The sequence below is a fragment of the Mycobacterium sp. SMC-21 genome, from assembly GCF_045310825.1.
Classification (GTDB): domain Bacteria; phylum Actinomycetota; class Actinomycetes; order Mycobacteriales; family Mycobacteriaceae; genus Mycobacterium.
The window spans coordinates 123649-150019 of sequence record NZ_JBJIAO010000005.1 but is presented as its reverse complement, the minus strand read 5'-3'; the positions used below and the strand labels follow the sequence as shown (position 1 = coordinate 150019).

General features: G+C 63.5%; 23 protein-coding genes and 1 pseudogene. 11 read left to right on the top strand and 13 right to left on the bottom strand.

Annotation, left to right across the window (positions count from 1 at the left end):
• Positions 1–69: 69 nt before the first annotated feature.
• From ACJH6H_RS07880 to ACJH6H_RS07870, 3 genes are all read right to left on the bottom strand, one after another.
• Positions 70–759 carry a hypothetical protein gene (locus ACJH6H_RS07880; protein ID WP_074304472.1) on the bottom strand — a complete coding sequence of 230 codons (690 nt, stop codon included), beginning with the start codon at positions 757–759 and terminating at the stop codon, positions 70–72.
• A gap of 110 nt (positions 760–869) precedes the next feature.
• Positions 870–1874, bottom strand: coding sequence for an ATP-binding protein (locus ACJH6H_RS07875; RefSeq protein WP_236741111.1), 1005 nt, complete (start codon positions 1872–1874; stop codon positions 870–872).
• A gap of 13 nt (positions 1875–1887) precedes the next feature.
• Entirely contained in the window at positions 1888–3903 is a 2016-nt protein-coding gene (locus ACJH6H_RS07870; RefSeq protein WP_074362046.1) for a Mu transposase C-terminal domain-containing protein, read from the bottom strand.
• Positions 3904–4000: 97 nt separating this feature from the next.
• On the opposite strand from ACJH6H_RS07870, the gene ACJH6H_RS07865 reads away from it, so the two are divergent.
• A protein-coding gene (locus tag ACJH6H_RS07865) for an IS3 family transposase (protein WP_109557130.1) occupies positions 4001–5148 on the top strand; the annotation gives its coding sequence in 2 pieces (ribosomal slippage) (positions 4001–4268 and positions 4268–5148; 1149 coding nt in all).
• A gap of 129 nt (positions 5149–5277) precedes the next feature.
• Here ACJH6H_RS07865 and ACJH6H_RS07860 read toward each other — a convergent pair.
• From ACJH6H_RS07860 to ACJH6H_RS07850, 3 genes and pseudogenes are all read right to left on the bottom strand, one after another.
• Positions 5278–5958, bottom strand: a pseudogene (locus tag ACJH6H_RS07860) (TnsA-like heteromeric transposase endonuclease subunit); the annotation flags it as partial.
• A 989-nt stretch (positions 5959–6947) separates the two neighbouring features.
• Positions 6948–7589 carry a cadmium resistance transporter gene (locus ACJH6H_RS07855; protein WP_079481877.1) on the bottom strand — a complete coding sequence of 214 codons (642 nt, stop codon included), beginning with the start codon at positions 7587–7589 and terminating at the stop codon, positions 6948–6950.
• Positions 7590–7727: 138 nt separating this feature from the next.
• The gene (locus tag ACJH6H_RS07850) at positions 7728–8117 is read right to left on the bottom strand and encodes a heavy metal-responsive transcriptional regulator (RefSeq protein ID WP_005148625.1); all 390 of its coding nucleotides are present in this window, start codon (positions 8115–8117) and stop codon (positions 7728–7730) included.
• Positions 8118–8173: 56 nt separating this feature from the next.
• On the opposite strand from ACJH6H_RS07850, the gene merA reads away from it, so the two are divergent.
• Genes merA through ACJH6H_RS07825 form a run of 5 tightly spaced genes read left to right on the top strand, consistent with a single transcriptional unit; the run spans position 8174 to position 11960 of the window.
• On the top strand, positions 8174–9577 hold the full coding sequence (gene merA, locus ACJH6H_RS07845; protein WP_005148655.1) for a mercury(II) reductase: 1404 nt from the start codon (positions 8174–8176) through the stop codon (positions 9575–9577).
• Positions 9578–9603: 26 nt separating this feature from the next.
• The gene (gene merB / locus ACJH6H_RS07840) at positions 9604–10245 is read left to right on the top strand and encodes an organomercurial lyase MerB (RefSeq protein ID WP_005148656.1); all 642 of its coding nucleotides are present in this window, start codon (positions 9604–9606) and stop codon (positions 10243–10245) included.
• Between the two features lie 32 nt (positions 10246–10277).
• Positions 10278–10568 (top strand): hypothetical protein, encoded by a 291-nt coding sequence (locus ACJH6H_RS07835; protein WP_005148657.1) that lies wholly within the window; start codon positions 10278–10280, stop codon positions 10566–10568.
• A gap of 46 nt (positions 10569–10614) precedes the next feature.
• Complete coding sequence (locus ACJH6H_RS07830) at positions 10615–11115, top strand: redoxin domain-containing protein (RefSeq protein ID WP_225433764.1); 501 nt, start codon at positions 10615–10617, stop codon at positions 11113–11115.
• Positions 11112–11960, top strand: a complete 849-nt coding sequence (locus ACJH6H_RS07825) for a cytochrome c biogenesis CcdA family protein (RefSeq protein ID WP_024444598.1) — start codon at positions 11112–11114, stop codon at positions 11958–11960. Before ACJH6H_RS07830 ends, ACJH6H_RS07825 begins: the two co-directional genes overlap by 4 nt.
• Positions 11961–12096: 136 nt before the next feature.
• On the opposite strand, the gene ACJH6H_RS07820 is transcribed toward ACJH6H_RS07825, so the two are convergent.
• The 4 genes from ACJH6H_RS07820 to ACJH6H_RS07805 all read right to left on the bottom strand — a co-directional run bounded on the left by ACJH6H_RS07820 (position 12097) and on the right by ACJH6H_RS07805 (position 16785).
• Positions 12097–12642, bottom strand: a complete 546-nt coding sequence (locus tag ACJH6H_RS07820; protein WP_226522004.1) for a hypothetical protein — start codon at positions 12640–12642, stop codon at positions 12097–12099.
• 298 nt (positions 12643–12940) lie between these two features.
• Positions 12941–13969, bottom strand: coding sequence for an ATP-binding protein (locus ACJH6H_RS07815; RefSeq protein WP_005148661.1), 1029 nt, complete (start codon positions 13967–13969; stop codon positions 12941–12943).
• Positions 13957–15921, bottom strand: a complete 1965-nt coding sequence (locus ACJH6H_RS07810; protein WP_406774646.1) for a Mu transposase C-terminal domain-containing protein — start codon at positions 15919–15921, stop codon at positions 13957–13959. Before ACJH6H_RS07810 ends, ACJH6H_RS07815 begins: the two co-directional genes overlap by 13 nt.
• Before the next feature lie 123 nt (positions 15922–16044).
• Positions 16045–16785 carry a TnsA-like heteromeric transposase endonuclease subunit gene (locus ACJH6H_RS07805; protein WP_011894084.1) on the bottom strand — a complete coding sequence of 247 codons (741 nt, stop codon included), beginning with the start codon at positions 16783–16785 and terminating at the stop codon, positions 16045–16047.
• Between the two features lie 462 nt (positions 16786–17247).
• On the opposite strand from ACJH6H_RS07805, the gene ACJH6H_RS07800 reads away from it, so the two are divergent.
• On the top strand, positions 17248–18081 hold the full coding sequence (locus ACJH6H_RS07800; RefSeq protein WP_212814813.1) for a DUF4436 domain-containing protein: 834 nt from the start codon (positions 17248–17250) through the stop codon (positions 18079–18081).
• A gap of 21 nt (positions 18082–18102) precedes the next feature.
• On the opposite strand, the gene ACJH6H_RS07795 is transcribed toward ACJH6H_RS07800, so the two are convergent.
• The gene (locus ACJH6H_RS07795; RefSeq protein ID WP_212811431.1) at positions 18103–19149 is read right to left on the bottom strand and encodes an alpha/beta fold hydrolase; all 1047 of its coding nucleotides are present in this window, start codon (positions 19147–19149) and stop codon (positions 18103–18105) included.
• A 154-nt stretch (positions 19150–19303) separates the two neighbouring features.
• On the opposite strand from ACJH6H_RS07795, the gene ACJH6H_RS07790 reads away from it, so the two are divergent.
• Positions 19304–19978, top strand: coding sequence for a GNAT family N-acetyltransferase (locus tag ACJH6H_RS07790; protein ID WP_212811432.1), 675 nt, complete (start codon positions 19304–19306; stop codon positions 19976–19978).
• A 170-nt stretch (positions 19979–20148) separates the two neighbouring features.
• On the top strand, positions 20149–21816 hold the full coding sequence (locus ACJH6H_RS07785; protein ID WP_406774599.1) for a sugar transferase: 1668 nt from the start codon (positions 20149–20151) through the stop codon (positions 21814–21816).
• A gap of 1111 nt (positions 21817–22927) precedes the next feature.
• On the opposite strand, the gene ACJH6H_RS07780 is transcribed toward ACJH6H_RS07785, so the two are convergent.
• A complete protein-coding gene (locus ACJH6H_RS07780) occupies positions 22928–23860 on the bottom strand; it encodes an amino acid--[acyl-carrier-protein] ligase (RefSeq protein WP_064860118.1) in 933 nt (310 codons plus the stop codon).
• A 10-nt stretch (positions 23861–23870) separates the two neighbouring features.
• On the bottom strand, positions 23871–25037 hold the full coding sequence (locus ACJH6H_RS07775) for an acyl-CoA dehydrogenase family protein (RefSeq protein ID WP_064860131.1): 1167 nt from the start codon (positions 25035–25037) through the stop codon (positions 23871–23873).
• Between the two features lie 109 nt (positions 25038–25146).
• Here ACJH6H_RS07775 and ACJH6H_RS07770 point away from each other — a divergent pair, with 109 nt between their 5' ends.
• Both ACJH6H_RS07770 and ACJH6H_RS07765 read left to right on the top strand, forming a co-directional pair.
• Positions 25147–25383, top strand: a complete 237-nt coding sequence (locus tag ACJH6H_RS07770; protein WP_064860119.1) for an acyl carrier protein — start codon at positions 25147–25149, stop codon at positions 25381–25383.
• Positions 25380–26369 carry a DUF1839 family protein gene (locus ACJH6H_RS07765; protein WP_234789728.1) on the top strand — a complete coding sequence of 330 codons (990 nt, stop codon included), beginning with the start codon at positions 25380–25382 and terminating at the stop codon, positions 26367–26369. Before ACJH6H_RS07770 ends, ACJH6H_RS07765 begins: the two co-directional genes overlap by 4 nt.
• Positions 26370–26371 lie beyond the last annotated feature (2 nt).

Below are 26371 nucleotides of genomic sequence, written 5' to 3'. Positions count from 1 at the left end.
CGGTGATCCGCGCCGATTCAGCAGGTCCCCAGGGGACTCGGAAAGTTGCGGCGCCGAGGAGTGCGATAGTCAAGCCACACTGCGGACGTGTGATTGAAGCAGTTCCTGCAGATTCTTGACCAGCAACCATCGGTCGTCTCCAGCCCAATCGAGACTGTCAGTCAGGGCGCTTCTGACCTCGTGCCGCTTGCGGCTGCCTTGATTGGCCAAGGTGATCAGTTGAGGTCGAGTCACGGCGCGAAGCGCCAGCACGGTCTGCGGGAACAGAGCGATCCGGTCATCGGTACCGACGGTGAATTTGGGTTGGTCAAGAGCTCGCCGGAGTCTTTCTGGCTGGGCGTTCTCACCAATCATGTACGCATGGTCGCGTACGGCGTCCCAGGTGCCTTCGTACAGCTCCCGGGTTACGTCCCCTGATCGGACCATGCGGCGCAGGGCCTGCTCGGCCTTCCAGAGGTCGGCGTCGAGGACGGCAGCGCGTTGAAGTTTGCCTAACCATTGGCCGTGCCGACGGCAAAAGGCGAATCGGATGTGGGGGTAGGTCGCTACCGCTGTGCCGGCGGTGCATGACAGGCATGCGGTGCCGCTGGTGGACTGCTTGTCCCAGGGGCCGCGGAGGTTCCGGTGCCCGATGAGCGCCCATGCGTGCGCTGATTCGAATCTTCCAGGTTCGGGTCCACCCAATTCGGAAATCATGACTCCGAGTTCGCGCGCACCGCAGCCTCCGGTGCGCCGTCGTTGTCGGACAATCGTTTCCATCCACGGACGGTCGATTGAATTCGCTGTGCATAGCCGCGTGAAATACGACCCAGGGGTCTCGAGGTGAACCGGGCGGACGGGCACTGACTGGCGTGGCAGCTCGTCGAGATTCATGCAACGCCGATCTGCCCGACCCCGACAAGGTGCTCCTGCGTGATGATCTCGCTGCCAGTGTCATCACGGTCGGTGATCGCGTTCGCCATCGCGAGGGCAAGAATGCTTCGAAGGTCGCCGATTTTTCCTCCAGTCATCGTCAGCAGGATGTCGGCGTAGGGGGCGAGATGAGCGGGTTCGGCATCGAGCAAATGCATTGCGTCGCCGAGTGAGTTGACCAGCGAGGCCCAGTGACCGCGTGAGGTGTCGTCGCTGCTGAGGAATGGACGCATCTGTGTCACTTGGCATCTGGCCATGATTTGCTCTGCTGGCCGGCTGGAGAGTCCTTCGAGCAGGTCGACGCCGGCGAATACGCAGATCGCCCCCGAGTCGTTCATGATCGTCTTCAAGGAGTTGACCGCATCGTCACCGGTCTTGCCGTCGAGTTTGAGCATCTGAAGCTCGTCGATGATCAGCATCTGGGTGTGTCGCCGACGCAGAGCGTCGAGAGCCTGATCGGTGAGCTGGTGTTGCGTGGCGGACTTGAAGTTATGCGGGATCCCGTAGAAGTTGAGGATCGAGCTGGCGATCGACTTCGGGGATGCCTTCGGCTCCATTTCGATGTAGGCCACGGGTGCACGTCCGGTCTCCCGGAAGTCGGGCGCGCGTTTGCCTGCCCACTGCTCGACTTCGGCAGCGAGGCGGATCAATGCAGTGGTTTTCCCGATGTGTGGCGGGCCGGTCAGGACGATGCCACGCTCACCCACGGTGCTGGGGTCATGGACGCGCAGTAGTGATAATCCGGTCATGGTCAGTCGCCGCAGCGCTGGGGTCCTCACGATCAGTCCGTTGCTGAACCATTGCAGCCGCTGGTCGTCATAGAGAACCTGTTCAGCTTCGGTGCACCGGTCGAAGTCGGTGCGGCTAAGGACGTCCGGCCGGATGATGCGGTTATCGATCCGCTGACGCAGCCCTTCCAAGGTTGTCTTGCGGCCAGGTGTCGCAAATGCGTTGTGGATCATCGTCTTTGGCCTTTCATGCAACCGTATAGTCGTCGGGGTGTTCACGCACCGGCACGGCAGTCGGAAGCTGCATTGGTTCGACAGCTGCTGGGCGGGGGAGCGGGTCACGTTTGCGATTAGCACGTTCGGCAGCACTCTTTGTGGCCTTCTTCTGCGCGGCTTTGCCCGACGAGGTCCTTTGTGTGCCCTTGTCGGTGCCAGAGCGTGTCGCTTTCACACGATGAGATTCGGCGTCGAGGAAGTCCTGCGCCCACTGAGTGTGCGGATCGTCCGCCTGGGCCGTCGCGGAGAGGCTCGCGGTGGTGCTCGTACCGAAAGGCAGGGCGGCGAGCCGAATTGATCGCGCGAAGCAAGTGATCCATTCACCGTTGTCGGGGTGGCGAACCCAGATCCGTTCTGTGTCATAGGGATCTTGACGAATCTCGTGCTTGCCTGGCCGTCCCCGGACTTCGTTGAGATCGGGGGAGTCGTAGATCTCGTTGCTCAGGTGGATGCCGTCTGATTGGAAAGTCCGGTCGTGCCGGGGCATCAGTGAGATGTAGTCGGACTGGGAGATCGGGATCGGGATACCGGCGCTGGCGTCGAAGGTCGCCGAGTACATCTGGTTCGGCGTAAACGTCCGTCCCGGATGTTCGCGAAGCACCAGTCCCTTGTGCGGACGATTCTGATAGACGGTGACGATGAACGACCACATGCCGTCGACCAGCTGCGTGAAAGGTATTGGTGCGCGCGGGTTGCGGCCACGATGGTCAGGGGAGTTGCCGACGTAGGCATCCAGGCGCGACAGGAACAGGCTGTTCATGCTCTTGAAGAACCGCTCGACATGAGGCTTCGCCGTCGGAGAATGCGGTGGTGCGTCCACGACGCTCCACCCGAGCATTTCTGCGGCGACCCGGCTGGCCAGAAAGTCTTTGCCGCGGTCCATAGTCAGCGTCTCGATGGAAATGAACGGCATCGCCGGAGCATCCCCGGCGGCCTGTCCCATCGCGATCATTTCACTCGAAGGGAGCGTCTTCGAATTCGACAGCCACAGTGCCGGATTCATGCGATCAATGGCACGACGTGGTGCAGCGATCCGAGCGAAAAGCACGGTGTGGTCGGTAGACGATGGCGCACCGGCGTGAATGTGGAAGCCGGCAACGCTCCCGGAATAGACGTCGACCGCAGCGGTCATGTAGGGGCGGATGATCTTGCCGTCGGGCATCGCGGTTTCGATGTCGAGGGTGTTCGAATCGATCTCGACGTATTGCCCTGGGTAGAAAGCGAGGATCGGCTGGAATGCTCGGTTTGGCCGGTTCGATTCTGATCGGCGGTGACTGGCGGTCTTGGTCAGGCCGGCTGCTTCCAGCATCGGGGTAAGCCAACGTCGTATCGTGCGGTCACTTGGCCAGTTGACGTCTTTCCCCGGATTGTCCTGGCGGACAAGATGTTTGACCTTATCTATGAAATAGAGGACATCGCGGCTGGTTGCACCGAGATGATCAGCGATGACACGCTGAGCGGCTTCCTCGATCTCAGGTGCGATTCGCCGTGGTTCCTGACGGCGCAGGAGCCGCCGGTCGACGAGCCCGGCGATACCTTCCGTTCGGTACTTGGCGACTTTCCGGAACAGGCTTGGCCGCGACGTTTTGATTCCCGCGGCATCGAGTTCAGCAAGCTTGCGCTGCACGCGTTCTTCAAGGGTCGTCTCTGGGCCGTAGCCGTCACGCGGCTGGGCATCCGGGTCGTGTGGATCGATCAGGCCGGACTGCACCTCGTTCACGTGTTGCAGCCAGAACAGGACATCCTGACGAACTTCCGACGCAAGCATTGCGAGCTCAACGCGGTTGCGCGCCGCCCGGGCATGCTCGGTGTCTGCATGATGATGCTCGAAGGACTCTTCCTGGGAGATCGTCGCGAGATCGACCCAGACGGGCGAGCCGCTTGCCACGGGGTTCAGACGCGTACCACGCTCACCGTGGGCGTCGACTATCCAGTCGCAGCCATCCCAGGTGACGATATCTCCGAGATTCACGCTCCGCAGTTGCATGGTTCTCCCTTGTGGATGGCGTGTTCCCTGTGAATGAGTCCAGCGTGTTTTAGAGTCCCGTGGCCCGGTTTCGGGCCGAGAAGGGACGATGAGATACATGGCTGGACGCAAGCGGCATTCCGCGGAGGACATCGTGCGCAAGTTGCGCCGCGCGGACGAGTTGGCTGCCGAGGGCAAGACTGGCGAGGAGATCGCCGCCGAGCTGGGCGTATCGCCGGCGACGTTGTACAACTGGCGCCGCGCCTACGGCGGGATGGACACCGACGCCGCCCGCGAGCTCAAGGAGCTGCGCGAGCAGAACGCCCGCCTCAAGCGGCTGTTGGCCGAGGCTGAGCTGGAGAAGGACGCGTTGCGGGAGGTTGCGAAGGGAAAATTCTGAGCCCAGCTGCCAAGCGCCGCGCCGTGGACATGCTCAAGGACACCTTGAGCATGTCGGAACGGTTGGCGTGCAAGGCCGTTGGGCTGGCCCGCTCCACTTACAGAAACCTGCCGATGGCGCTGACCCCGTCCGATCCGGACGCCGATATGCGGGTTTGGTTGCGCTCGTACGCCACCAAACACCCGTGTCATGGGTTCCGGCGTGCCTGGGCGGCGTTGCGGTACGACGAGCGCCGTGAGGTGAACAAGAAGAAGATCCACCGGCTTTGGCGCGAGGAAGGTCTGCAGGTGAAGGTCACCTCGCCGCGCAAGCGGTCGGGGGTGTCATCGTGCCCACCGGAGGTCATCGCGGATGCGCCGAAGGTGGTGTGGGCCATCGATTTTCAGTTCGACTCCACCGTCGACGGCAAGGCCATCAAGATCGCGTCGATGCTTGACGAGCACACCCGTGAGTCGCTGCTGAACATCGTCGAGCGGTCGATCACCGCGCAGCGACTGGTGGCCGAGTTGGAGAAGGTGTTCGCCGCGGCCGGCGGGCCGCCGATGGTGTTGCGGATGGACAACGGCCCTGAGTTCATTTCGGCTGCGCTGCAACAGTTTTGCGACGGCAAGGTCGGGTTGTCCTACATCCCGCCGGGCACGCCGTGGAACAACGGCTACATCGAATCGTTCAACAACCGACTACGCAAGGAGTGCCTCAACCGCAATCACTGGAACACCCTGATGGAGGCCCGAGTGGTGATCGGGGACTTCAAGGCTGACCACAACCTGCGGCACCGGCACTCGGCGCTGGGCTACCGAACACCCGCCGAGTACGCTGCCGTCTGTACGTGCAGTCACACCCCGATGGCCTGCGAAATCAACTGAATCTGGATCAACAAACCCGACTCTAATTCCGGGTGGACTCAGAATCGGGGACTCGCCATGGACGCTTTCAAGTAGGCTCGACTCGGTAATAACCTGGTCAAAATCAGTGCGTAAATGCCTGTGCCACAGCAGATGTCGAATATGTGCGGCTGCAATATACGGTCGCTTGAGATCGGCTTTGAGCGCTCCGTCGCGGAATGTGCATCCGTCGGCGAACACCGCGACCAACCGGTCAAGCTCGGGCTGCGTTGGGTGATAACGCGTATGCCGTGCTGCACGAAGCCATTCGAGATTGCGCAGCTTGGTCGGGTGCAATTCGTGCAGCACCTGATGCTTCCAGCCGACCGTGCGACACACGTCCGCCGTCTTCGCGAACTGCTCGACCGTCGCATCGGTCATGCGACCCGATGGTTTGACGTCATAGAGGACCTGGTCACCGCTGCGGAGCGTGGCGAAGAAGTCAGGGAAGTGGGTCGAGCCGTCGGCGAAGCTGATTTTCATGGGCTGCGAGGCGATCTGGCGAACCAGGCCGTCGAAGTCCAGCGACAGCAATGATTCGGCTTCCAAGCCTGATTCGCACCACACATGCGTGCGCTGCGAGGCGAAATACTGCCGCGAATGCCGATTCAGCCGGTTCTGAAACTGGACGCCGGAACGCCAGGGCAGAGCTCGGTGGAAATGCTCATGAAGCAAGGCGGGCGACACTGCAGCCGATCGTTCGTTCCCGTCGGCGGTGATCCACGAGACCGTGTCGATCCCGATCTGCGCCGACGAATCTGCCGATGACTCCACGGACGTGCAACTGGACATGAGCCAGACCATATTGCGGGGGTACGACAAGCTGACGGGCCCGACAGTCTCAACTGTCTGTCACTGAGTCTCAACTAGGGTGTCAAAGTCTCAAATAGGTTGTCATCCGACAAGGGCCGGGGCGGGTGCAGCATCGGACCACGGCAGACCACTATTCGAGTAACTGACATAATGTCGATTATCGGCGTTTGGCTTTCGCCTGGTACGCGAGGGTGGACCAAGACCGTCGATCTCTTCGCCTGATCGGCGGAGTCGCTCACGGACCATCACATGCTTAACCATCACCCGGAACACTCATGGCGCGTATCCGCGCGCTGCAAGCCGCACAAGCGTCGCGGCGCCGGCGGCCGTTCCTCCAAGGACCGGTTGTCACGCGTCGACACCCCGGGTACGTCCGGAGATACTAGCGCCACCCACTCGGCTGCGACGACTCTGATCGAGCCACCCTGTGCGACAATAACGATACGTCACAGTGACGTTTCACCAGCGGCTCGCCGGATGCTTGAATGTTGTTACCCGCAAAGGTTTTTCAAAGGCATAGCCCATGTCGATGCATCGTCACATTGGTGCGCCGGATGTCCGTTCTCATTGAATCTGGGGCACATTTACTAGTCTGACCTGCATTGCCCCAGATTGGATGAGAATTTCGATCGCGACGTTTCTCATTGAATCTGGGGCTACCCTGCTTCCGCGCCCGGCTGCGAGCGCAGCAGGGTAGCCGGAATGGTCTCCTGTCGATTCCGTTGGCTCGGGTACGTCTTCGGTATAACTACTGTGATCGTGTCTCTCGTGACACACGATCATGATTCTGTGGTGCGCTCGCTCGTGTTGGTAGTTCGGGTGCCGGCTGCGGCCTTTGAGCACCTTGGCCACCGCCCGTTTTAGATTGTCATAGCGGATACGGGCCGGGACATCACCAAAGTGGTTGAACGCCAACACATGCCGATGCAGGAGCGCCTCCTGGCCCTGAGTGGTGAAGTTGCTCCGAGCTAGAGGGCGAACGCTCCGCCTTTGATGAGGATGAGGGCCCCGATTGTGATCAGTGCAACGGGCAGAACGATGTGGCCCCAGCGTGAGAGTGCTTTGGCGATGATCGGGTGGGAGGCGAAATATCGGCCGGCCGCGCACCAGATGGCCACACCGATGAGGAACACGATGATGTAAACACCGATGGTGGCGATCGTTGAGACGGCGAAGATCGGAACGTACACGCCGATGTTGTCGCCGCCGTTGGCGAAGGTGATGACTGCGACCTGCCAGGTGCCAGGCGTCAACAGTGTTGCGGGATCATCGGTCGGCGCCGGTTGGGTGCGGCGATCCCGCCAGGCCAGCCATGCCGCCCGCAGCCCCAACACGATGGGCAGCAGCCCGAAGTACGGCAGTGCGGCTGGAGGAAGCAGCGTGGCACCCAGGAGTGCGCCGCCGACCGAAACTGCCAAGATGGCGGTGAAGCCGAGGTACTGACCGGCGGTCACTCGGATGGCTGCGCCACGATGACCGGGCGCCTGGCCGAACATCACCGCGAGGACCACGATGTCGTCGATATTGGTGATGGCGAAGGTGGCGATCGCCTGAACGAGTGTGGCTGGGCTCAGCACGGCCAATGCGACCAGCTTCGAGTGAAATCCCACCGCATCGGGTGAGCCTACTGCTCAGCAGGCCCCGCGCTCCCGCGCACCAACGACCTCCAGTGGGGCGGAAATTCATGACGACTGCCGGGGTCAACGGACTTGACGAAATACATGCCTCCGGTGCCACGGAGGTGGCTCCTAGAGGTATCGACATACGTCATCGGCGCTGCATGATTCCGGGTCGACGCTTTCGGCGCCCTGCCGCAGCCGGGCGATGGTCTCGCGCAGTGCCACCAGTGCGCTGATCTGCTCGTCGAGGTCGGTCAGTCGGATGTCGAGCAGGTCGCGCACGTGCGTGCACGGCGCGTGGCCGCTGTCACGGATGTCGAGGATCTGCCGAATCTGGGCGAGGCTGAACCCGGCGGCCTGTCCCCGTCGGATGAAGCCGACCCGGGCGATCGTGTCGGCGGCATAGTCGCGATACCCCGCCGGGGAACGTTCGGCGGGCGGGAGCAGGCCTTCGTCTTCGTAGTAGCGCAGCGTCGCGGTGGTGGCCCCGGTCGCCTCGGCGAGCTTCCCGATTCTCACGATGTCTCCTCAGAACACTTGACCTTCAAGCCTACTTGAAGGTCAAGGATGGGTGCATGAGTCAGGGATTGGACCTCGCGGTCATCGGTTCCGGCGGCGCGGCGATGGCCGCGGCGATCCGCGCTACCGCGCTCGGCAAGTCCGTCGTCATGATCGAGCGCGGCATCTTCGGTGGCACGTGTGTCAACACCGGCTGCGTGCCGTCAAAGGCCCTGATCGCAGCGGCCGAGGCCCGGCATACCGCAGCCGACACTGCCCGGTTCCCGGGGATCGCCACCACGGCCGGCCCGGTGGACATGGCGGCCCTGATCGCCGGCACGCACGATCTGGTGGAGTCGCTGCGCTCAGAGAAGTACCTCAACGTGGCCGAATCGTATGGCTGGCAGCGCATTCAGGGCCAAGCGCGGTTCGCCGGAACCCCGGACGCGCCCGTCATCGAGGTCGGCGATGCCACCATCGAGGCCGAGCACTACCTGATCGCCACCGGCGCGAACCCAGTCATCCCGCCCGCATTCGAGGGCGTCGCCTACCTGACCTCGACCACCGCGATGGAAGTCACCGAGGTCCCGGAGTCGCTGCTGGTGATCGGCGGCGGCTACGTCGCGTTGGAGCAGGCGCAACTGTTCGCCCGGCTCGGGTCAACGGTGACGGTGCTGGTCCGCTCCACGCTGGCATCGAAGGAAGAGCCGGAAGTCGGCATGGCGCTGCTGGAGGTGTTCGCCGACGACGGCATCCGGGTGGTGCGCCGCGCCACGGTGAGCGAGGTCGAGCAGGCCGACGATCAGGTCACGGTCACCGCGACCATCACCGGCGGAACGCAGCAGTTCCGTGCCGCGAAAGTCCTCGTCGCCACCGGCCGCCGTCCGAACACCGACGGCCTGAATCTCGAAGCGGTGCAGGTCAAAACCGGCGAGAACAACGAGGTCGTGGTGAGCGACGGGCTGCAGTCGTCGAACCCACGGATCTGGGCGGCCGGCGACGTGACCGGGCACCGCGAGTTCGTCTACGTCGCCGCCCATCACGGCGCGATGGTCGCCGACAACATCTTCACCGACGCCGGCCGCAGGGTCGACTACCGCCATCTGCCCCGCGTGACGTTCACCAGCCCCGCGGTCGGTGCGGCCGGGACGACCGAGGCCGAGCTCCTCGCCGCCGGGACACGGTGCGACTGCCGGGTGCTGCCGCTAAAACATGTGCCGCGTGCGGTGGTCAACCGAGACACCCGCGGTTTCATCAAACTCGTCGCCGACGCCGGCACCGGCCGCATCCACGGCATCACCGCCGTCGCCAAGGATGCTGGCGAGATCGCCGCCGCCGCGGTCTACATCCTCGACGCCGCGATGACCGTCGACCAGGTCGCCGGGTCCTGGGCCCCGTATCTGACCATGGCCGAAGGCATCAAAATCGCCGCCCAGTCCTTCAGCGCCGATATGTCCCGACTGTCCTGCTGCGCATCCTGACGCATGGCTCACTCGAAAGGTTCCTGATGCCCAATTTCCTTGACCGCCTGACCATTCCGGAAGAGTCCGGGCTCGACCCGACGATGCTGGTGCCGTTGCTGCGGCTGCTCGCCGCCGGCGAGCCGGTCACCGTGGAGGCGCTCGCCGCGGCCGTCGGCCTCCCGGTTGACGAGGTGACCCGGCGTCTGGCCGCGGTACCCGACACCGAATACGACGAGCAGGGCCGCATCGTCGGCCAGGGCCTGACCCTGCGCCCGACCCGCCACCGATTCACCGTGGCCGGCCAAGAGCTCTACACCTGGTGCGCCCTGGACACCCTCATCTTTCCCACCATCCTGGACCGGCCCGCCAGCATCGAATCCGAATCACCCGTCAGCGGGCACCCGATCAGGGTCTCGGTCGGCGAAAACGGTGTCACCAGCGTGCAGCCCGAGACCGCGGTGGTCTCGCTGGTCAACCCCGACGACCTCACCTCGATCCGGTCCTCATTCTGCAACCAGGTGCACTACTTCACCTGCGCGCAGGACGCCGCGCCGTGGCTCGCCGAGCACCCCGAAGGTCAGATCGTCAGCGTCGCTGAGGCCCACCAACTCGGCGCAGCCCTGACCACACAAATCCTTACCCAGCTCCATACCCCGCCAACTGCCCACCCCGGCTGCTGCAGCTGACCAGCCGCACCCAACCTGATGAGGAGAAATCAATGAATCAACGTCCACGAAGAAATCCCGTGCTGCTGGGTGCGGCAGCGGTGCTGGTGACGGCCCTGTGTTGCGCCGCGCCAGTCCTGATCGCCGGCGGCGCGCTCGCCGCCGTGTGTGGACTGCTCGAGAATCCATGGGTCATCGGGGCAGCCGTCGCGCTGCTGCTGGCGGCTGTGGTCGCCTTCGCCCGCCGCGGTCAACGCGGCGATCACTGCTGTCCCGCCGACAGCCATTCACCCGCGACGCACACGCTCGACGACCTGACGAAAGGAAGCATCGACAATGTCTGAAACGCGTTCGTTTACACCCCACAGGTGGGCGGGCGTTACGGCTGTGATGCTGGCAGCGGGCGCGCTGACCGCGTGCGGCCAATCGGCCACAACCAGCAATCCGACCTCACCGCCACACGCCAACGCCACAACCCAGGCGACGGCGGCGACACTGACCACGGTGGACGGCAAAACCGTCGAACTGCCCGCTGCCGCCCCGACCGCGATCCTGTTCTTCTCCTACGGGTGCGGCGAATGCGTCGGCGGCGGTAAATCCCTGGCCGCTGCTCGGGCGGCCGTGGAGAAAGCCGGAGGCAGCGCCAAGTTCCTAGCCGTCGACATCGTCCCCACCGAGAAACCCGCCGATGTTCGCCACTTCCTGGACCAGATCGGCGGCACCAGCCTGCCCGCGGTCGTCGATACTAACGGGGCCCTGACCAGCCGCTACCAGGTGACCGCGCCGACCACCGCCCTCGTCATCGACCCGTCCGGGCAGATCAGCTACCGCGGCCACGCCCCGTCCCAGGATCAGATCCTGGCCGCCCTCGGCAGCAGCGCCGCACGGTGAACCTGCTCGCGCTCGCGTTTACCGCTGGCATGCTCGCCCCGGTCAACCCCTGCGGGTTCGCGCTGCTACCGGCGTGGATCACCGGCACCATCGCCACCGGCGGCACCGATGCGGTGCTCGTGCGGCTGGCCCGGGCACTGCGCACCGGGGCCGTCCTGACCATCGGGTTCACCGGCACCCTCACCCTCGCCGGTATCGCGATCAGTGCCGGTGCCCGGACCCTGGTGACGGCTGCTCCCTGGCTCGGGATCACGATCGGGCTCACCCTGGCCATCTTGGGCGGCTTCATGCTCACCGGCCGCACCATCGGTCTGCGTATGCCTGCCCGGACGCGTCATCGGCCGGACTCCCCAACAGCCGGTGGTGTGCTCGCGGCCGGAATCGGCTACGCCCTGGCGTCACTGTCCTGCACCTTCGGGGTACTGCTCGCGGTGATCGCCCAGGCCCAGGCCACCAGCGGATGGGGCGGTCTGCTGGCAGTGTTCACCGCATACACAGCCGGTGCCGCCACCATCTTGATGCTGGTCAGCGTCGGCACCGCCATCGCCGGCACGGCCCTGACCCGGCATCTGGGTATCCTCGCCCGCCACGGGACCCGCGTCACCGCCGTTGTCCTCATCGCCACCGGCGCCTACCTCGCGTGGTACTGGCTGCCCGCGGCCACCGGGCACACCGCCAGCGGCGGCAACCTGCTCACCGGCTGGTCGGCCACCGCGACCGGATGGCTGCAGGACCACGCCCTCCCGGCCAGCGTCATTGCCGCCTTCGCTGTGGTGGTCAGCGCGGTGGCCGCGTGCTGGACCACCCACCGCCGGCCAATCACCGGCAAGCAGCGCCGCCGGTGATGATTCACCGGCCGATACACCCAGCCAGATACCACTGTCCCTAACGATTAGAAAGCCGATAGATACAACCGTCGGACACAGTCAGATGCACACCACAAGTGCCTTACTGATAAGGCACATTCAAGACTGCCGACCCCTAAGCGCGACACGCCAGTTCTGCGCCGTCTGAGCGTGTCGTCAATACGGCAGTGGCGAATAGGCGTCGGTACTGCGCCCATTGCTCGACGGGGGTGGCGTCGGCATGGTGGGCGCCGGTGCGTTCGTTGATGCGGTCGAGCAGTAGCGTCGGCCAGGCGGGTTCCGTTGGCGTCCTGGGCTGTTCAACCCGAGGGCGAGCTGTGAGCAATGTTGCGGCTACGGCGATCACATCGGGGTAGGCCACCACGTGCGCTTCTAGGCCATTCTGCAGAATCCCCGCCGCCACGTGACGCTCTGCGTGAGCCCAGAAGACCAGGATGTGGCGGGCGTCGCCCAAGGCGTCATGAAGGTCGACCTCTGAATACTGACGGGCCAAGCGCCGATGCGTGCGCCCGGCACTGAGCACCGTGGGCCGGTCACGAAGATCCACCTGGTCGTCAAGAACGCGCGTTGGTGAACCGATCCAGCGTCGGTGACGGTGGCATACGGAGACATGTGCAGGCAGGTAGCAGTAGACGGGTTCGTGTATTCCCTTGCGTGCCATACATCTTTGACACAAAGGGCGGCGGAGATATTGCTTGAGCGCGGTGGGGTCGCCAGCAAGCCCGCAGAGACGGGACCGGATTACCTGCTCAGGTTGGCCGCTGACGACGGCCAACCAGTCCGGTCGCGGCCGGGCTGCGCATGATTCGGCGACATGGCCGCGCAGTGTGGAGACGCCGATATGGTTGGCGCGGGCCAGCCTGTCGATGTAGGACGATACGGCTTCCCAACGGAACGGTGCGATCGTTCGCGGGAGCCGCTGGCGTGGTCCGCGCGGCCACGGCCTGACAGTTGCCACGTCAGCTGGCCGTGCGGGCCGCGGCCGTGTGGGCGGCGTAGTCGATCAAAATATCGTCCATGGCCTCGCGGGTGATGTGCTCGGTGCCGTCGAGCATCGCTTGGATTGCTGAAGCCCGGATCAAGTGGGCCAGGCTGCCGATCATCCCGCCGGTGCGGCGGTGCAGGTAACGGGCCTGGGCGACAAGGCTTCCCGGTTCGTGTCGATGCAGACGCAAGGTACCTTCCATGGCGGCGACGAGTTGTCGCCACTCCTTGGCGTCGGGGAATGCGCTGGTGTGGATCACCCCGCAACGGCCGGCCAACTGCCGTCCCCGCGTGCCGGTGAACAGCCCCGAGCGTTCCACTTCGATCCCGGCGTAAACGAATGTCGCAGGCAGATGCTCGGTGAAGTATTTGAGGTGGTCGGACAGTTCTTCGCCGGCGCGGGTGTCGAGGTTGAGGTTGTGGATTTCATCGACCACCACGATGTCGGTACGGGCATCGATGAGCACCTGGCACACGGCATCGGAAATATCGGTCACGTTCATCCGCTGATTGAGCGTGGGAAGCCCCAGAAACCGTGCGAACTCCATCGCCAACTTGCGGGGCGACCCTTTCGGCGGGGCCGTCACATACACCACCGGAATCCGGCTCTCATCGCCGGGAAACCGTGCACGGGTGCGCAATTCGTGAAACCGACCCAGTTGCTTGATCGCCGTAGTTTTCCCCGTCGCTGCCCCGCCGGAGATGATCAGCCCGCGCCGGGCCCCGATCTCGCGCTGGTTGAGCAATGTCAACAGCCGGCCCTGATGGGTGATCGCTTCGATCGCCGACGTGGTGACCACCACCAGCTCCGAATGATGCGCAACCCGGGCCTCGTTGTAGGCCGTCCGCTCGTCCTCACCGAGGCTGGCCCACTCGTCGTCGGCGAGCAACGTGAACTCCGGCGGATCGGCATCAACAAAACGCCGCCAGCCCTCCAGCGTCGTGGTCGGCTGGCGGCGATCCTCTAACTGACCCACCGCCGCAATCTCGGTCACAGTCGCCACGTTTGGGCCTCCTTGCGTGCATCAAACACCGGCAGGGGTATGACCTCCGCCATCTCGCCGTCATCGTCGAAAGTCTCGTTGTCGGCGGCCCGTTCCGACGGTGACGGGCCATGATGTTCGGATGATTCCGTCGGGTCCGGCCAGTCCCGGCCGGCGCTCGCGGCGCTGGTCCGTCCAGTCACTCGGCGCTCGGCTTTCGTCTGCTGCTGCGGCCCAGCGGCGGCGCGGTCCAGCAAGTCCTCCGCGATGGCCGCAATCTCCGCTTCCTGGGTCTTCTGGGCCCCTCTGCGGTCGGCTACGGAGCGGGCGTGGCGCCACAGTGTCTCGCCGAACGGCACCGGCGAGGACCGAAGGTGCGTCCACGTCGCGGCCAGCCATCCGTCTTCGTGGTGATTGCGCACCCAAATCCTCGACACGTCATACGGGTCGTAGTGCACTTCCCACTGTCCGTTACGGGCATCGACCCCGGAATGCTGGCGCCGGTATGGGTTGAGCGCCTTGGCGTCATAGGTGCGATGGTTGATCCGGACCCCGTAACTGTTGATTGTGCGCCACTGCACGGGAAGCAATTCGATATAGTCGTCGGCGTCCAGTGGGACCGGTACATAGCCAGCCACCTCAACGAGGGCAGTGTATTTCTCGTTGGGAGACAACGCTTTCCCCGGCGTCACCGGATCCCGCAGGCCATCGTGGGGGCGGTTCTGCCACACCGCGATGATCCACTCGTCCAGCAGCGCCTGCAGCTCAATCATCGACCACACCGCGTCGTCCTCGGCGTTTTTCCCACGCCGCTCCACCGATGAACCGACGTAACCGGCCACGTACTGTGCGAACAGGGTGCCCACCGACTGCAATGTCCGCTCGATCTTCGGCTTATCGGTCGGGCAGTCGGGATGAGCCGGCTGCAGATTGATCCCCAATGTGCAGCACGCTTGCCGAAATGTTTGGGACAGATACGCTTTCCCGTGATCGCAGACGATCGTCTCGGGAGCGATCACCGGCCTGGCCGCAGCATCGGCCAGGCGCTGATCGACACTGGTCAGGCTGTGGTGCGGAAGTACCGACCGGGACATCCGCAGCGCATCGGCCCATCCCGGGCGCATCGGTTCGGGCGTCAATGCCCGCGCCAAGAGCAGTGACGCGTCCACTGCTTTGGTCGTCGGTCGCAGCACCGCGGCCGGGATGGACCGCGTAGCGTTGTCGACCATCGCAGTCAGCTCGACTCGGTCTACCATGCCGTCATCGAGCACTACCCGTACATCCAGAAGGGTTGAATCGATTTCCACCATCTCGCCGGGGCGCACCACGGTGATCGACCCGAATGGGCCATCGGGCTGCTTGGACAGCGATCGCCGCGTCCGTGCTGACCCGAACGTGTGCCGTCCTTCCGCGAGGCGCTTGACCAGCCGGTAGAAGGTGGGCTGCGACGGCAGCGCGGGCGCGTCGTCGGCACCATAGGTGGCCACCAGCGTCTTGGCGACCCGCCGTTGCAGACGCTGCACCGTTCCCGTTGACAGGTCGGTCTCGCCCTCGATCGCATCCCGCACCGCGGCGACGACACGGTCGTCCACACGGCCGAATACCGCGCGCCGCCGATTATGGCGCCCGTCAACCACTCCCAGGAGCCCGTCCCGTTCGTAGGCAAATCGGCGACGCTGCAACGCATTCCGACTCACGTCGTGGCCGGCGGCACGCAGCTCGTCCAACTTGGCCAGCTCACGCTGCCGCAGAGATCGTTTCGCCGTGTCGAACTCTGGGCGGGGACGAATGCCCGCGGCCGTCCCAGGCGGGCGGCCGCTGAGGATCTCCACGATGTGGCGCTCCCACCACCGTGCTTGCTCGACGGCTGCCTCGGGAATGCCAGCCAGCATTTCCTCAGAACACAGTGGCGGTCGCGACCCCGACACCAATTCCAATGCCGGATCAACCATCAGCTGCGAGAGCGGCACCACAATCTGCTCGCCGACAGCGTCAACCAGTCGAGCTGATCCGCCCGACAGGGTTACGACGGTGAAAACACCTGCTGATAAACGGATTTCGTCTCCCTCTCGGACGACACCCGTTCGCACGTCAGGTCACCACCCGGTCCCGAGGCCAATCGCCGTGTCGTCGCCAAGTGCCGCTCCTTGCAGATCGGCAACTAAACGGCCGTGCCAGAGCAGATGAAACAGTACGGGCAGCACCACCAAAGGAGTCCCGACCGCGTGCACACCAGCCATCAACGGACGGACCCGAGCGAAGACCTCCGCCAGTTGATCAGCCAAACCGATCTTCAATACTCGCGGATGCCGATAACCCGACAACCAACGTAGATTCGCCCGCAGCACTGGATCGAGGGAACCGACACGCAGGTAATCCCAACCGACCATCGCGCACGTGGCGGCAGACCGATCGAACACGTCCCGATCAGCGTCAGAGATCCGGTCGTCCTCACGAACGTCGACTACGACGACAGATCCATCGCGGCGCCGCACGAAGTAGTCAGGAGCATGCCGCGTGCCGTCACGCCAATGAATCCAAAATGGTTGCGACAGAACACCAACAACATCCGGATCGGCATCCAACGCCATCAACTGGTCACGTTCTACCCAGGACTCGTGACCTACATGTGCGCCGGTTGTGGCGAACCACCACAGCCCGGGAAAGTTACGCTGACCTCGAAACGAGGGGAAATTCCGCACTGGTGAACAGTCCAACTCAAACCGGGTTGCAGCACATCGGTCCAGCGATTGCCGCGTGCATCCCTCGCGGGTGTTGAACTCCAAGTCCACTGCACTCGCTACACCTGGCCCAGCCGAAACAGCCGACGTCAGCACACATAAACGCTAAGCCTCGTGCCCCAGATTCAATGAGAAAGACACGCACTTACCCCAGATTCAATGAGAATGCCCCAGAATCAATGAGAACGGACAGGAGTGACGGTCGGCCACACAACCTCGCGTTGTGAGCCTGAATGGGTCGAGCGCCGCCCGAGGATCGACATGTCGACAGGGTCGCCCCGGCCGCCCCCATTCTGTAGTGCGGGTTCAGCCATGGCTATTCGTCACTGTGACGAATAGCCATGGGCCGCAATGGAGTTGGTCATTCGCAGGCAACGTCGCTGCCACCGCCCGACGATAAGCTCGACCGAAAGCCACGTCCGGCCTTAGTCGCGGGGCGTGATGGCACCCATTGAATCCCGACAATCTGCGCGACGCGTGAGCGTTGAGGCAACGGTATACCGACGCGCACCGCAGCACCTGACTTACACTGCTGTCAATTATGCGGGAGGGTCGCCTATGAAAGTCCGGGTAGTCGCCAGCGTGGCGGTCATCGTCGCCCTGTATCTCACGACGATCGCACTGTACGCGAGGACCGGCCTCGGACACCCAAGCCAAATCAGCGAGCCGATACCGACAGGCGATGGCACCACCGTCACCATCGACTTGAACGAGGTCCATTCGGTCAAAGGCGACATGGTGGCCAACGTGACCGTCGTTCCCGGTCCGGCGCTGCTGGACCCGCAAACGCACAGCCTTACCGAAGATCTCAGTGTCGCAGTGCAATCCGCAGTGACACCGACCCGCCGCACATGGACGAAAGGCATGGTGCCCGACGTCTTTCCCGTGGCGCTGATCCTGTCCGGCGACCCTGGCAGCTATCCATTCGACCATTACCGCTCGGGCCCGATCACCGTCGAACTGTTTCGCGGTGCGTCACACGTACCGATACGAGTGACGCCCGCGTTCTTCGATCGGGTGCCCGGATGGATGTTCCACATTCCGGCCGGCAGCAACGACGCCGCACCGGGTGTCTACCGCGTCAAGGCGCAGCGCTCCCCCAGCACAGCCGCATTCGCCGCAGTCCTCGTCGGCGCGCTCGTCACGATTGCCGTACTGGGAGCGGTGGTCGCGGTACAAACCGCACGCAACCGCCGCAAGTTTCAGCCGCCCATGACGACATGGTTTGCCGCAATGCTTTTCGCAGTGGTGCCGCTGCGCAACGCGCTGCCCGACGCTCCACCCATCGGAACGTGGATCGACGTGTCCGTAGTGCTCTGGGTGATCGTGACACTGGTGGCCTCGATGAGCTTGTACATCACCTGCTGGTGGCGCCACCTCAAGCCCGAATAGAACGGCCGCCGGCAGACACTCCTAACGGCTGTCCAGTTCCTTCAGGAAGTCGTCGATCGCCGGCCACGTCTCGGTGACACCGGCCGACAATGCGACCAAGCCGAGATGGCTGGCTTCCACAGTGGCGAACCGAACATCGGCCGACTTCAGCATGGTCACCCCGTTGTGCACGCATTCCCACGGCGCGATGGCGTCCCGGTGGCTGCCGAACAGTTGGATCGGCAGTGTCAATGACGTCAGGTCAAGGGTCCGGCCCGCGACATTGACGACGCCGGTGGCGATCTCGTCGTGGTAGATCAGCCGGCCCCACATCTGAGATACGGCGCGCCCCGGATATCCCGGGAACGCGTCCTGGAAGCGGTCGATCACTTCGGCCCTGGCCAAGGCTTCGGTGTTGCCCAGGTTGTTGAGGACGAACCACGGTCGCTTGAGTTCGCGATCCCAGGACGTCGCGCGGTAAGCGGCCTGCACCACCGGAGCGGGCACCCCGCCCATGGCGCGCAGGACGGTGGTGACCGCATAGCCGTTGGTGGGCTTGGTGATTCGTCGGACTTCCGGGTAGCCGGGGATTCGGCCGTAATCCAGCGGCGTGCCGATGCCGGTGATCGAACGGATGGGCAGGTCCTTGTTGGCAGCCGCGGTGAACAGGCTGAGTGTGCCGCCGAGGCTCCAACCGATCAGGTCGAGTTCCTGAGCCCCGGAATCGATGAGCACCCGCTCGATGGCTTCCGGCAGGATGTCTGCGAAGAAGGCCTCCAAACCGAGATGCCGGTCAGCCCAGCCGATTTCGCCGTAGTCGACCACATACGGGGTACGGCCCTGTTCCAGCAGGTGAGCCACCAGCGATTGACCCGGCGACAAGTCGTAGCAGGTCGCCGAAGCGGCCAGTGGTGGTACCAGCAGAACCGGCACCAGTGCGGACTCGCGTCCGTCCGACTGGCCGTAGCGCCGCAGTTGGCGGTGCGGTTCATCGAACAGCACCACATGCTCGGTCGGCTCCGGTGGGCAGACACCATCGCCGAGCGTGATGGCGAACAGGTTGCGCGCCGAGGTCGCAAGCGAGGGCATGGTCGGGCAGTCTATCTTCTGCCTCCCCGCCCAGAATGGTTGGGAATAGGCAGGGCTACAAACGCGATTCAATCCTCGTGAATCCAAAGCCTTCCCGGCAGGGCCGTCGCCAGCGGCGTCCTGACGCCGTCTCGCCGTCTGGGATGATCGAGACGTGACCGATGTGCTCGCCGATCCCGTCAACGCCGCGCTGGACGGCCCGCACAGCCGATTCCGTGAAGTCAGCGGACGAATCCAGCGATATCACCCGGACGTGTCGGTGTTCTATGGTCACCCACGCGAGCTGACCGACGAGGACTACAGCCACGTCGCCCGCCTGGCCGGGCCCACCAAGATTGCGGTACTTCGCGACCGCGCCACGCCACTGCCCGCGGGATGGTCCGTCGTCGAGACATTCGGTTTGGTCCAATTTGAAGGTAGCGGCGTCGATACCGCGCCCGAACCGGCGGCGATACCGCTCACAGCGGCCGACGTACCCGAGATGACCGCTCTCGTCGAGCAGACCAAACCCGGGCCGTTCCTGCCCCGGACCATCGAACTCGGAACGTACCTCGGCATCCGTACCGCCGACGGTTCGCTTGTTGCGATGGCCGGCGAGCGGATGCGTCCGACCGGCTACACGGAAATCAGCGCAGTCTGCACCGCCCCCGAAGCCCGCGGACAGGGCCTGGCATCCCGCCTGATCCGCGCGATCGCACACGGCATCCGCGAGCGCGGCGAAACTCCGTTCCTCCATACCTCGAGCGACAACCCGGCTCAGACGCTCTACAAGGCGATGGGTTTCACCCTGACGCGCACGGTCCCCCTCGAGATCATCCGCATTTCCTGACGCCCCAGAGCAGTCAGGTCTCGTCTCACATGGGTCTGAGGCCAGATGTGATGGCCGTAACACGTGTTGATTAGGTGTCCTACTTGCCTGTTTCAACCCTTAGGTATAAATTTGCTGCAAATCGCATTCGTTAACAGATACAGCATCACGCGAGACCACCGTCGGTCCGCGTGTGGATCCTGAACTGGCAGGTGAATCCTGCAAGCAGCCAGGGATCGAACCCGCCGAGTGAGTCCCGCCCAGCAGAGAGCGCCCCGGTAGCCATGTCGACACCAACCGTAGAAAATGCGCAGGTAAAGTCGGTAATCAAGTCGTCCACCGGTCAGGTCGACACAACAAACCAGCTCAATCTGCAGCCACCACCGGCTACCACAAGCGGCAACCGGGGCAGGTCAATCCGTGAGCAACGTCACGCAAAATATGCACGCCAGCTTATTTTCAGCGACGCACTCGTTATTTCCTCTGCCGTCATCCTCGGGCAGATTTTCCGCTTCGCCGGTGCCGACGCGCGCCCTGTCTACGTCTCCCTCGACGGCGGTCCCCACATCCGCTACCTCGTCGTGTCCGCCATCATCGCCATCGCCTGGATGGGTTTTCTGTCCCTTGGCAGCCGATCAGCCAAAATCGTCGGCCGCGGATTCGATGAATACGTCACCCTCGCTGCGGCCACGCTGCAGCTGTTCGGCCTAATCGCCATCGCCTCGACGCTGTTGCACTTCGACATCTCGCGCGGCTACCTGGCCATCGCTCTGCCCACGGGTCTGGTCGGTCTGATCGCCACCCGCTGGATCTGGCGCAAGATCCACGCGAACAAGCGCCGCCATGGCTACAACCAAAGCCGCCTCCTCGTTGTCGGCGCCACGAGTGCCGCCGCGGACATCGCCACCGAGTTCGCGAAGGATCCGTGGGCGGGGTACCACGTCGCCGGATTCTGCACCCCGATGGGACCCACCCACGCCAAGGAAGTCATCACCATCGCCGGCCGCGACATCCCCATCGTCGGCACCGACGAAGCCATCCTTGCCGCAGTCCTGCACACCAACGCCGACACTGTCGCCCTGGCAGCCACCCACCATCTCAGCCCCACCGACATCCGCCGGCTCATGTGGGAACTGGAAACTCATGGTATCGATCTCATGGTCGCTCCCGGCCTCATCGACATCGCCGACCAACGCCTCACCAGCCGCCCGGTCGCCGGCATGGCCGTCTTCGAGATCACCAAACCCCAATACAGCCGTGCCAATTCGCTCATCAAGCGCACCTTCGACATCGCCTTCGCCGGTGCCGCGCTACTGGCGGTGGCCCCGCTCATGCTCGTCACCGCGCTGGCCGTCAAGCTCACCAGCAGTGGCCCGATCTTCTACAAGGCGGAGCGCATCGGCCTCGACGGCATCCCGTTCAAGATGACCAAGTTCCGCAGCATGTACCAAGACGCCGACACCCGCCAAGCCGACCTGATCGCTGCCAACGGCGGTGGTGCCATGTTCTTCAAGATGAAAGACGACCCCCGTGTCACCCCCATCGGCAAAATCATCCGCAAATACTCCATCGACGAACTCCCCCAATTCCTCAACGTCCTCACCGGACACATGAGCGTCGTCGGACCACGACCCCAAGTCCGCCGCGAAGTCGACACCTACGACGACCTCGTCAGCCGCCGCCTCACCGTCAAACCCGGCCTCACCGGACTCTGGCAAATCAGCGGACGCTCCGACCTAGCGGTCGAAGACGCTGTGCGCCTGGACCTTTCGTACGTCGAAAACTGGTCCCTACTACAAGACCTGCTCATCATCGCCAAAACTGTCCGTACCGTCCTGACTGGCAGCGGCGCCTACTGACAACCGTGGCAACCTGCCCACAAAACTCCTGGACCTCGAGCGAGACCGACCCCGATCAACTTCGCTCGAGGTTCAGGCTCGTGAGGAGATGCGGCCGTGGGCACCTCGGCCGCCAGTCCGAGCCCACTATCGGCTTCAGGCAACAGTCCGATGACTCGGGACGGTTGTGATGAAATCAACCAGGCGGCAGGGCAAGGCGCTTTCGCTGACGGTCGCGGGCTTGGTCGTCGGAATTGTCGCCTCCCCGTCAGCGAAGGCAGATCAGCCGCCGCCGCTGGTGAACGATGCACGGCCAGCGGCATCGGGCGCCTCACATGGTCATTCGGTACACGGTGCACATGTGTCGAAAGCGATGAGTGATGGCCGTGATGCCCAGCAGACACCGCTGATGTCCGCCAATCCGTCTCCCCGACCGCGTAAATCGCTGCGTACGGCCAACGTACCCGCGCATAAGGCACCAACCAACAAGAGCCGCCCACTGGAGACCGCGCCGCTATCTCCGGATCAACCAGTTGCCGGATCTAACGAACCCAGTCGAGTCGATGCCCGTTCGCTTCGTCAGCAGGACACCACGATCTTCCCGATTTCCATGAACTCCGCGCTGACATCCAGCCCGCAGTCGAGTGCACGGCAGCGAGGCGACCTTTCAATGCCATCGGCTGACATCGCACCGGTGAGCGTGCGGCGCGCTGTCCGCGGGCGAACCTGGCCGGCCACCACCAGAGACACCGACGTGGTAGCAGGCCCATCACGGTGGGGCACGCTACAAGCCGTCGATATCACCCGGTTCATGCCGACTTATTCATCGCCAGCAGATGGCGTGCGCAGTCCCCTTACAGTCTCCTCGCAGGCACCAATTCCGGGGCTGTCAGATCCGGATATACCGGGAGGAGGATGTCTGATCAGTGGTGCACTCCCCGGCGTTACCGGGATGTTGATCCTCACCATGGTTGGCGTCGCACTCGGTCGTCGGCACACGAAACTGGACGACACTGCCGGTGTCGACCGTCTCCGCTTCATGCCGTGAGGGCAGGACGATGCATCTGAGCGGTTGGATCAACGCATAGCGCATATCGACTGTTAGCAATCGGTTCAGCGATGGACGGCCCTGTCACCATCCGAGTTGCTTCCGGACCAAGGCTGGCCACGAATCCGTCTCGAGACCATGAGTCACCAGGAGCGCCAGCGCAATTCGCTCCATCCCGAACCCGACGCAGGCGCTGTGTGCCGTCGCACCATCGGAAGTCGAGAGGCCGAAGGTCTCACCGAAGTGGTCACGGTGACAGTTGGCTGAGACAACTGCGGTGCCCTCGTCGAGATCCCCGTAGAGGCGCACAACCAACTCAGTCTTCAAGTTCTCGTCACGCTGGTTGGCCGCCAGCATCCGGCCGGCTCGCCCAAAGAAAGGATCATTGGCAGCTTCCGAGCGGGCATCGACCCCGAGCGATGTCAGTACGTCCATGCCGTGCGCCACCCACGAATTACGGTGCACCTCAGCCTGTTCAGGCGAACCGACACGAACGTACTCATGCATCCGGAAGGCCTGCATCCGTGCGGGATCGATCGCTGGTTCGTGCCGGAAGCAGTAGCCGTAGATGTCCATCAGCGCACCGCCTTCCGGCAGCACCTTCGGCAACGTTCCATAACTGGGGTGGCATGCGGCCGAAACCAGCATGGTTCCGGCCGGACTCAGATGCCCGTCCCAGGACATGCCGGCATCACGATCAGCCAGCAGGGCCCGGTGCTCGGCGTTGCCGCCGGTGAATGTCGACACGGCGCCGGTGAGGTTCGGAAAGGACGCAATATAGTCGGTCTTCTCAAACGCCTCGCGCGGATACAGCGGTGGAAAACGCAGAACCACCGCATTGTCACCGTGCACTTCGGCACCTTTGGCGCGGACCGCGATGTCGATACCATCGATGATCTTCTCGAAGGCACCGCTGCGGCCATACAACCCGTCGATCCCGAGCGGGACGAGCAACCCGGCTTCAGTCAATGAATCGCGAAATTCCTTGCGGGCGAGTTCGAGTGAATCGGAAACCATGTGCTGATCGTTACCCCCGGTAGGCCAACACGAGGTTGGCGTTATTCAAGCGAATGCGCTCATTGGAGACCATGAGCTGCGGTCCGAACGCGTCCCGCAGCAGACGTCCCATGGACAATGCATGGTCCTCACGATATCCATTGAGTCCCACAATCCTCAGAGCGTCGGTGACCACTTCGATGACAGCAGTCGACGCCGCGATCTTCAAATTGTTCATCGCGAGGGTGAAGCTGATCGTGGCCTCGTCGGCGTTTGACTCGACCAGCGCCTGATACCGCCGCACTTCGTGCTGCACCATCGACTCGAAACCCTGATGCGCGACAGTCAGATCGGCCAGCAATGTCGCCTGCGGTACGGATTTGCCGGGCGACTTGCGCGCAGCTTGCCGAACGGTGCTACGCGCCTTGGCGTAGGCAGCATCGGCGATACCCAGCCACACTGACGCCCACAGCGTGTGCGACGCAGGCAGCATCGTCGTGGCGAGGATGCTGGCAAAGTCGGCCTGGATCACATTGTCGGGCGACGTCCGAGTCGACAAAAGGTAGCCCGGACTGCATGTCCCCCTAAATCCCAGGGTGTTCCATGTGCTGGTGCGCTCCAATTTCGTGTCCTGGGCGGGACATAGCAGTAGTACCTGATCATTCGCCGAGGCGTCGGGATTGCGTCGCGCCGTGGCACCGATGTAGTCCGCGTGCTCGGCGTACGAGATGACTGGTGCGTTCTTCTCCAACTGCACGCCATCGCCGTCGCTCACCACCGCGCACGTGGATGCACCCAGATCGCCACCAGTAGTCACCTCAGTGGTTGCTGAAGCAATAAGTGATTCATTTGCTGCAATCAACTTTGTCAGCTCGGCGGGCGGCCCCGATCGGGCATATTTGGCTAGCACCAGCGCCTGCGTCTGATGCATTGCGAAGACCATGCCCGCCGCGCTGCAGGCGCCACCCAGGGCGCGCGCGACGACAGCCAACCGGCCGATTGGGAAGTTCCGGCCCCCAAGTTCGACCGGCAGGCCACAAGACAACAATTTTGCGTGCTTGAGAGCCTCGACAGCCTCGTGAGGAAAGCGCGCGTCCCGATCAACGTCGTCAGCGGCCGCGGCCGCCGCTTGCACAGCTTCGGCGAGGCCGGGCACCACAGCCTGGTTCAACGTTGCGACGCCGTCACGGTCGGACATGGACGCTTCCCCCAAAAGTTCTCGACGCATTCCGAATCCGTGGTGGAATGCCATTCGCTACAGCACTGACAGCTAACTCAAAATTCAGTTTGGCCTGTATGATAGCCCCATGCGGGAGACTATTGAGCGGGTCCTGGCGGCCCATGGTCGGATGGCCGTCGACCCAACCGGAGTGGCCGATGATGCCGACCTCTACGAACTCGGATTGACGTCACATGCATCAGTGAACGTGATGCTGGCTCTGGAAGATGAGTTCGACATCGAATTTCCCGACGAGGCACTGAAGAAATCCACGTTCGCCTCGATCAAGAACATCGAGGCGGTCGTCTCCAGCCTCGCTGGGTGACGACCGTGACACTTGCCGCGGTGCCCCAGACAGCGACAGCCCTGCGGATCGACGCAACGCCCGCCAGCCATGCACAGCATTTCACGCACGGCGCCGACCGCATCTGGACCGAGACCAACTGCTACCTGGATCTCTGGATCGAGATACTGAATTGCCTTGGGCTGAACCCTGTTCCCGCGTTCGCAGCACTGTTGTCCGCCGATCACGACGGCCTGTCCTGGACGTTCGGCAAGCAGCAACCCGACGAGCTGCGGCGGCTGTACGGCTTGGAGGTCGGCGAAGAAAACGTGTGGCTTCCCGTTCTAGACATCGTGGAGACAGGCCCACAGCGCGGTGTGCTCCACACTGTTGAGGTGGACAGCTGGTGGCTGCCGGATACGGCTGGAACCGCGTACCGCGCAGAGCACGTCAAAACCACCATCACCCCGATCTGGATCGACCGTCCCGCGCGTGAGCTGCGGTACCTGCACAACGCGGGGCTGTTCGAGTTGACCGGCGAAGATTTCGATGGCATCTTCGGCCTGACCGCGGAATCCGCGCTGCCGCTTCCGCCATACATGGAGGTGATCCGGCACTTCCCGCATTGGGCTGAACCCGGTGCTCTTCCCGCCATCGTGCGCGACCACCTGCGTCGCCGACCGCGCGGCAATCCGGTCGATCGACTGGCCGCCTGCGTCCACAATGCCGCCAGCTGGCTACCCGAGGCCGGTATCGCACGATTTCACCTATGGGCGTTCGCTTCGTTGCGCCAGTGTGGCGCCACCGCTGAGCTGCTCGCCGACTTGGCCGAATATCTCGACACCGAGTTCCCGGGCGCGGCGGTCGCCGCCGGATGTCTGCGCAATGTGGCGAGCAACGCCAAATCGGTGCAGTTCAAGATGGCTCGTGTCGCCAACGGCCGCAAGGTGGACGTGACTCCGGCGCTCGATTCGATGGCCCAGGACTGGCAGATCGGAATCCAGGTCATAGCCGACGCGGTAGGTTAGGC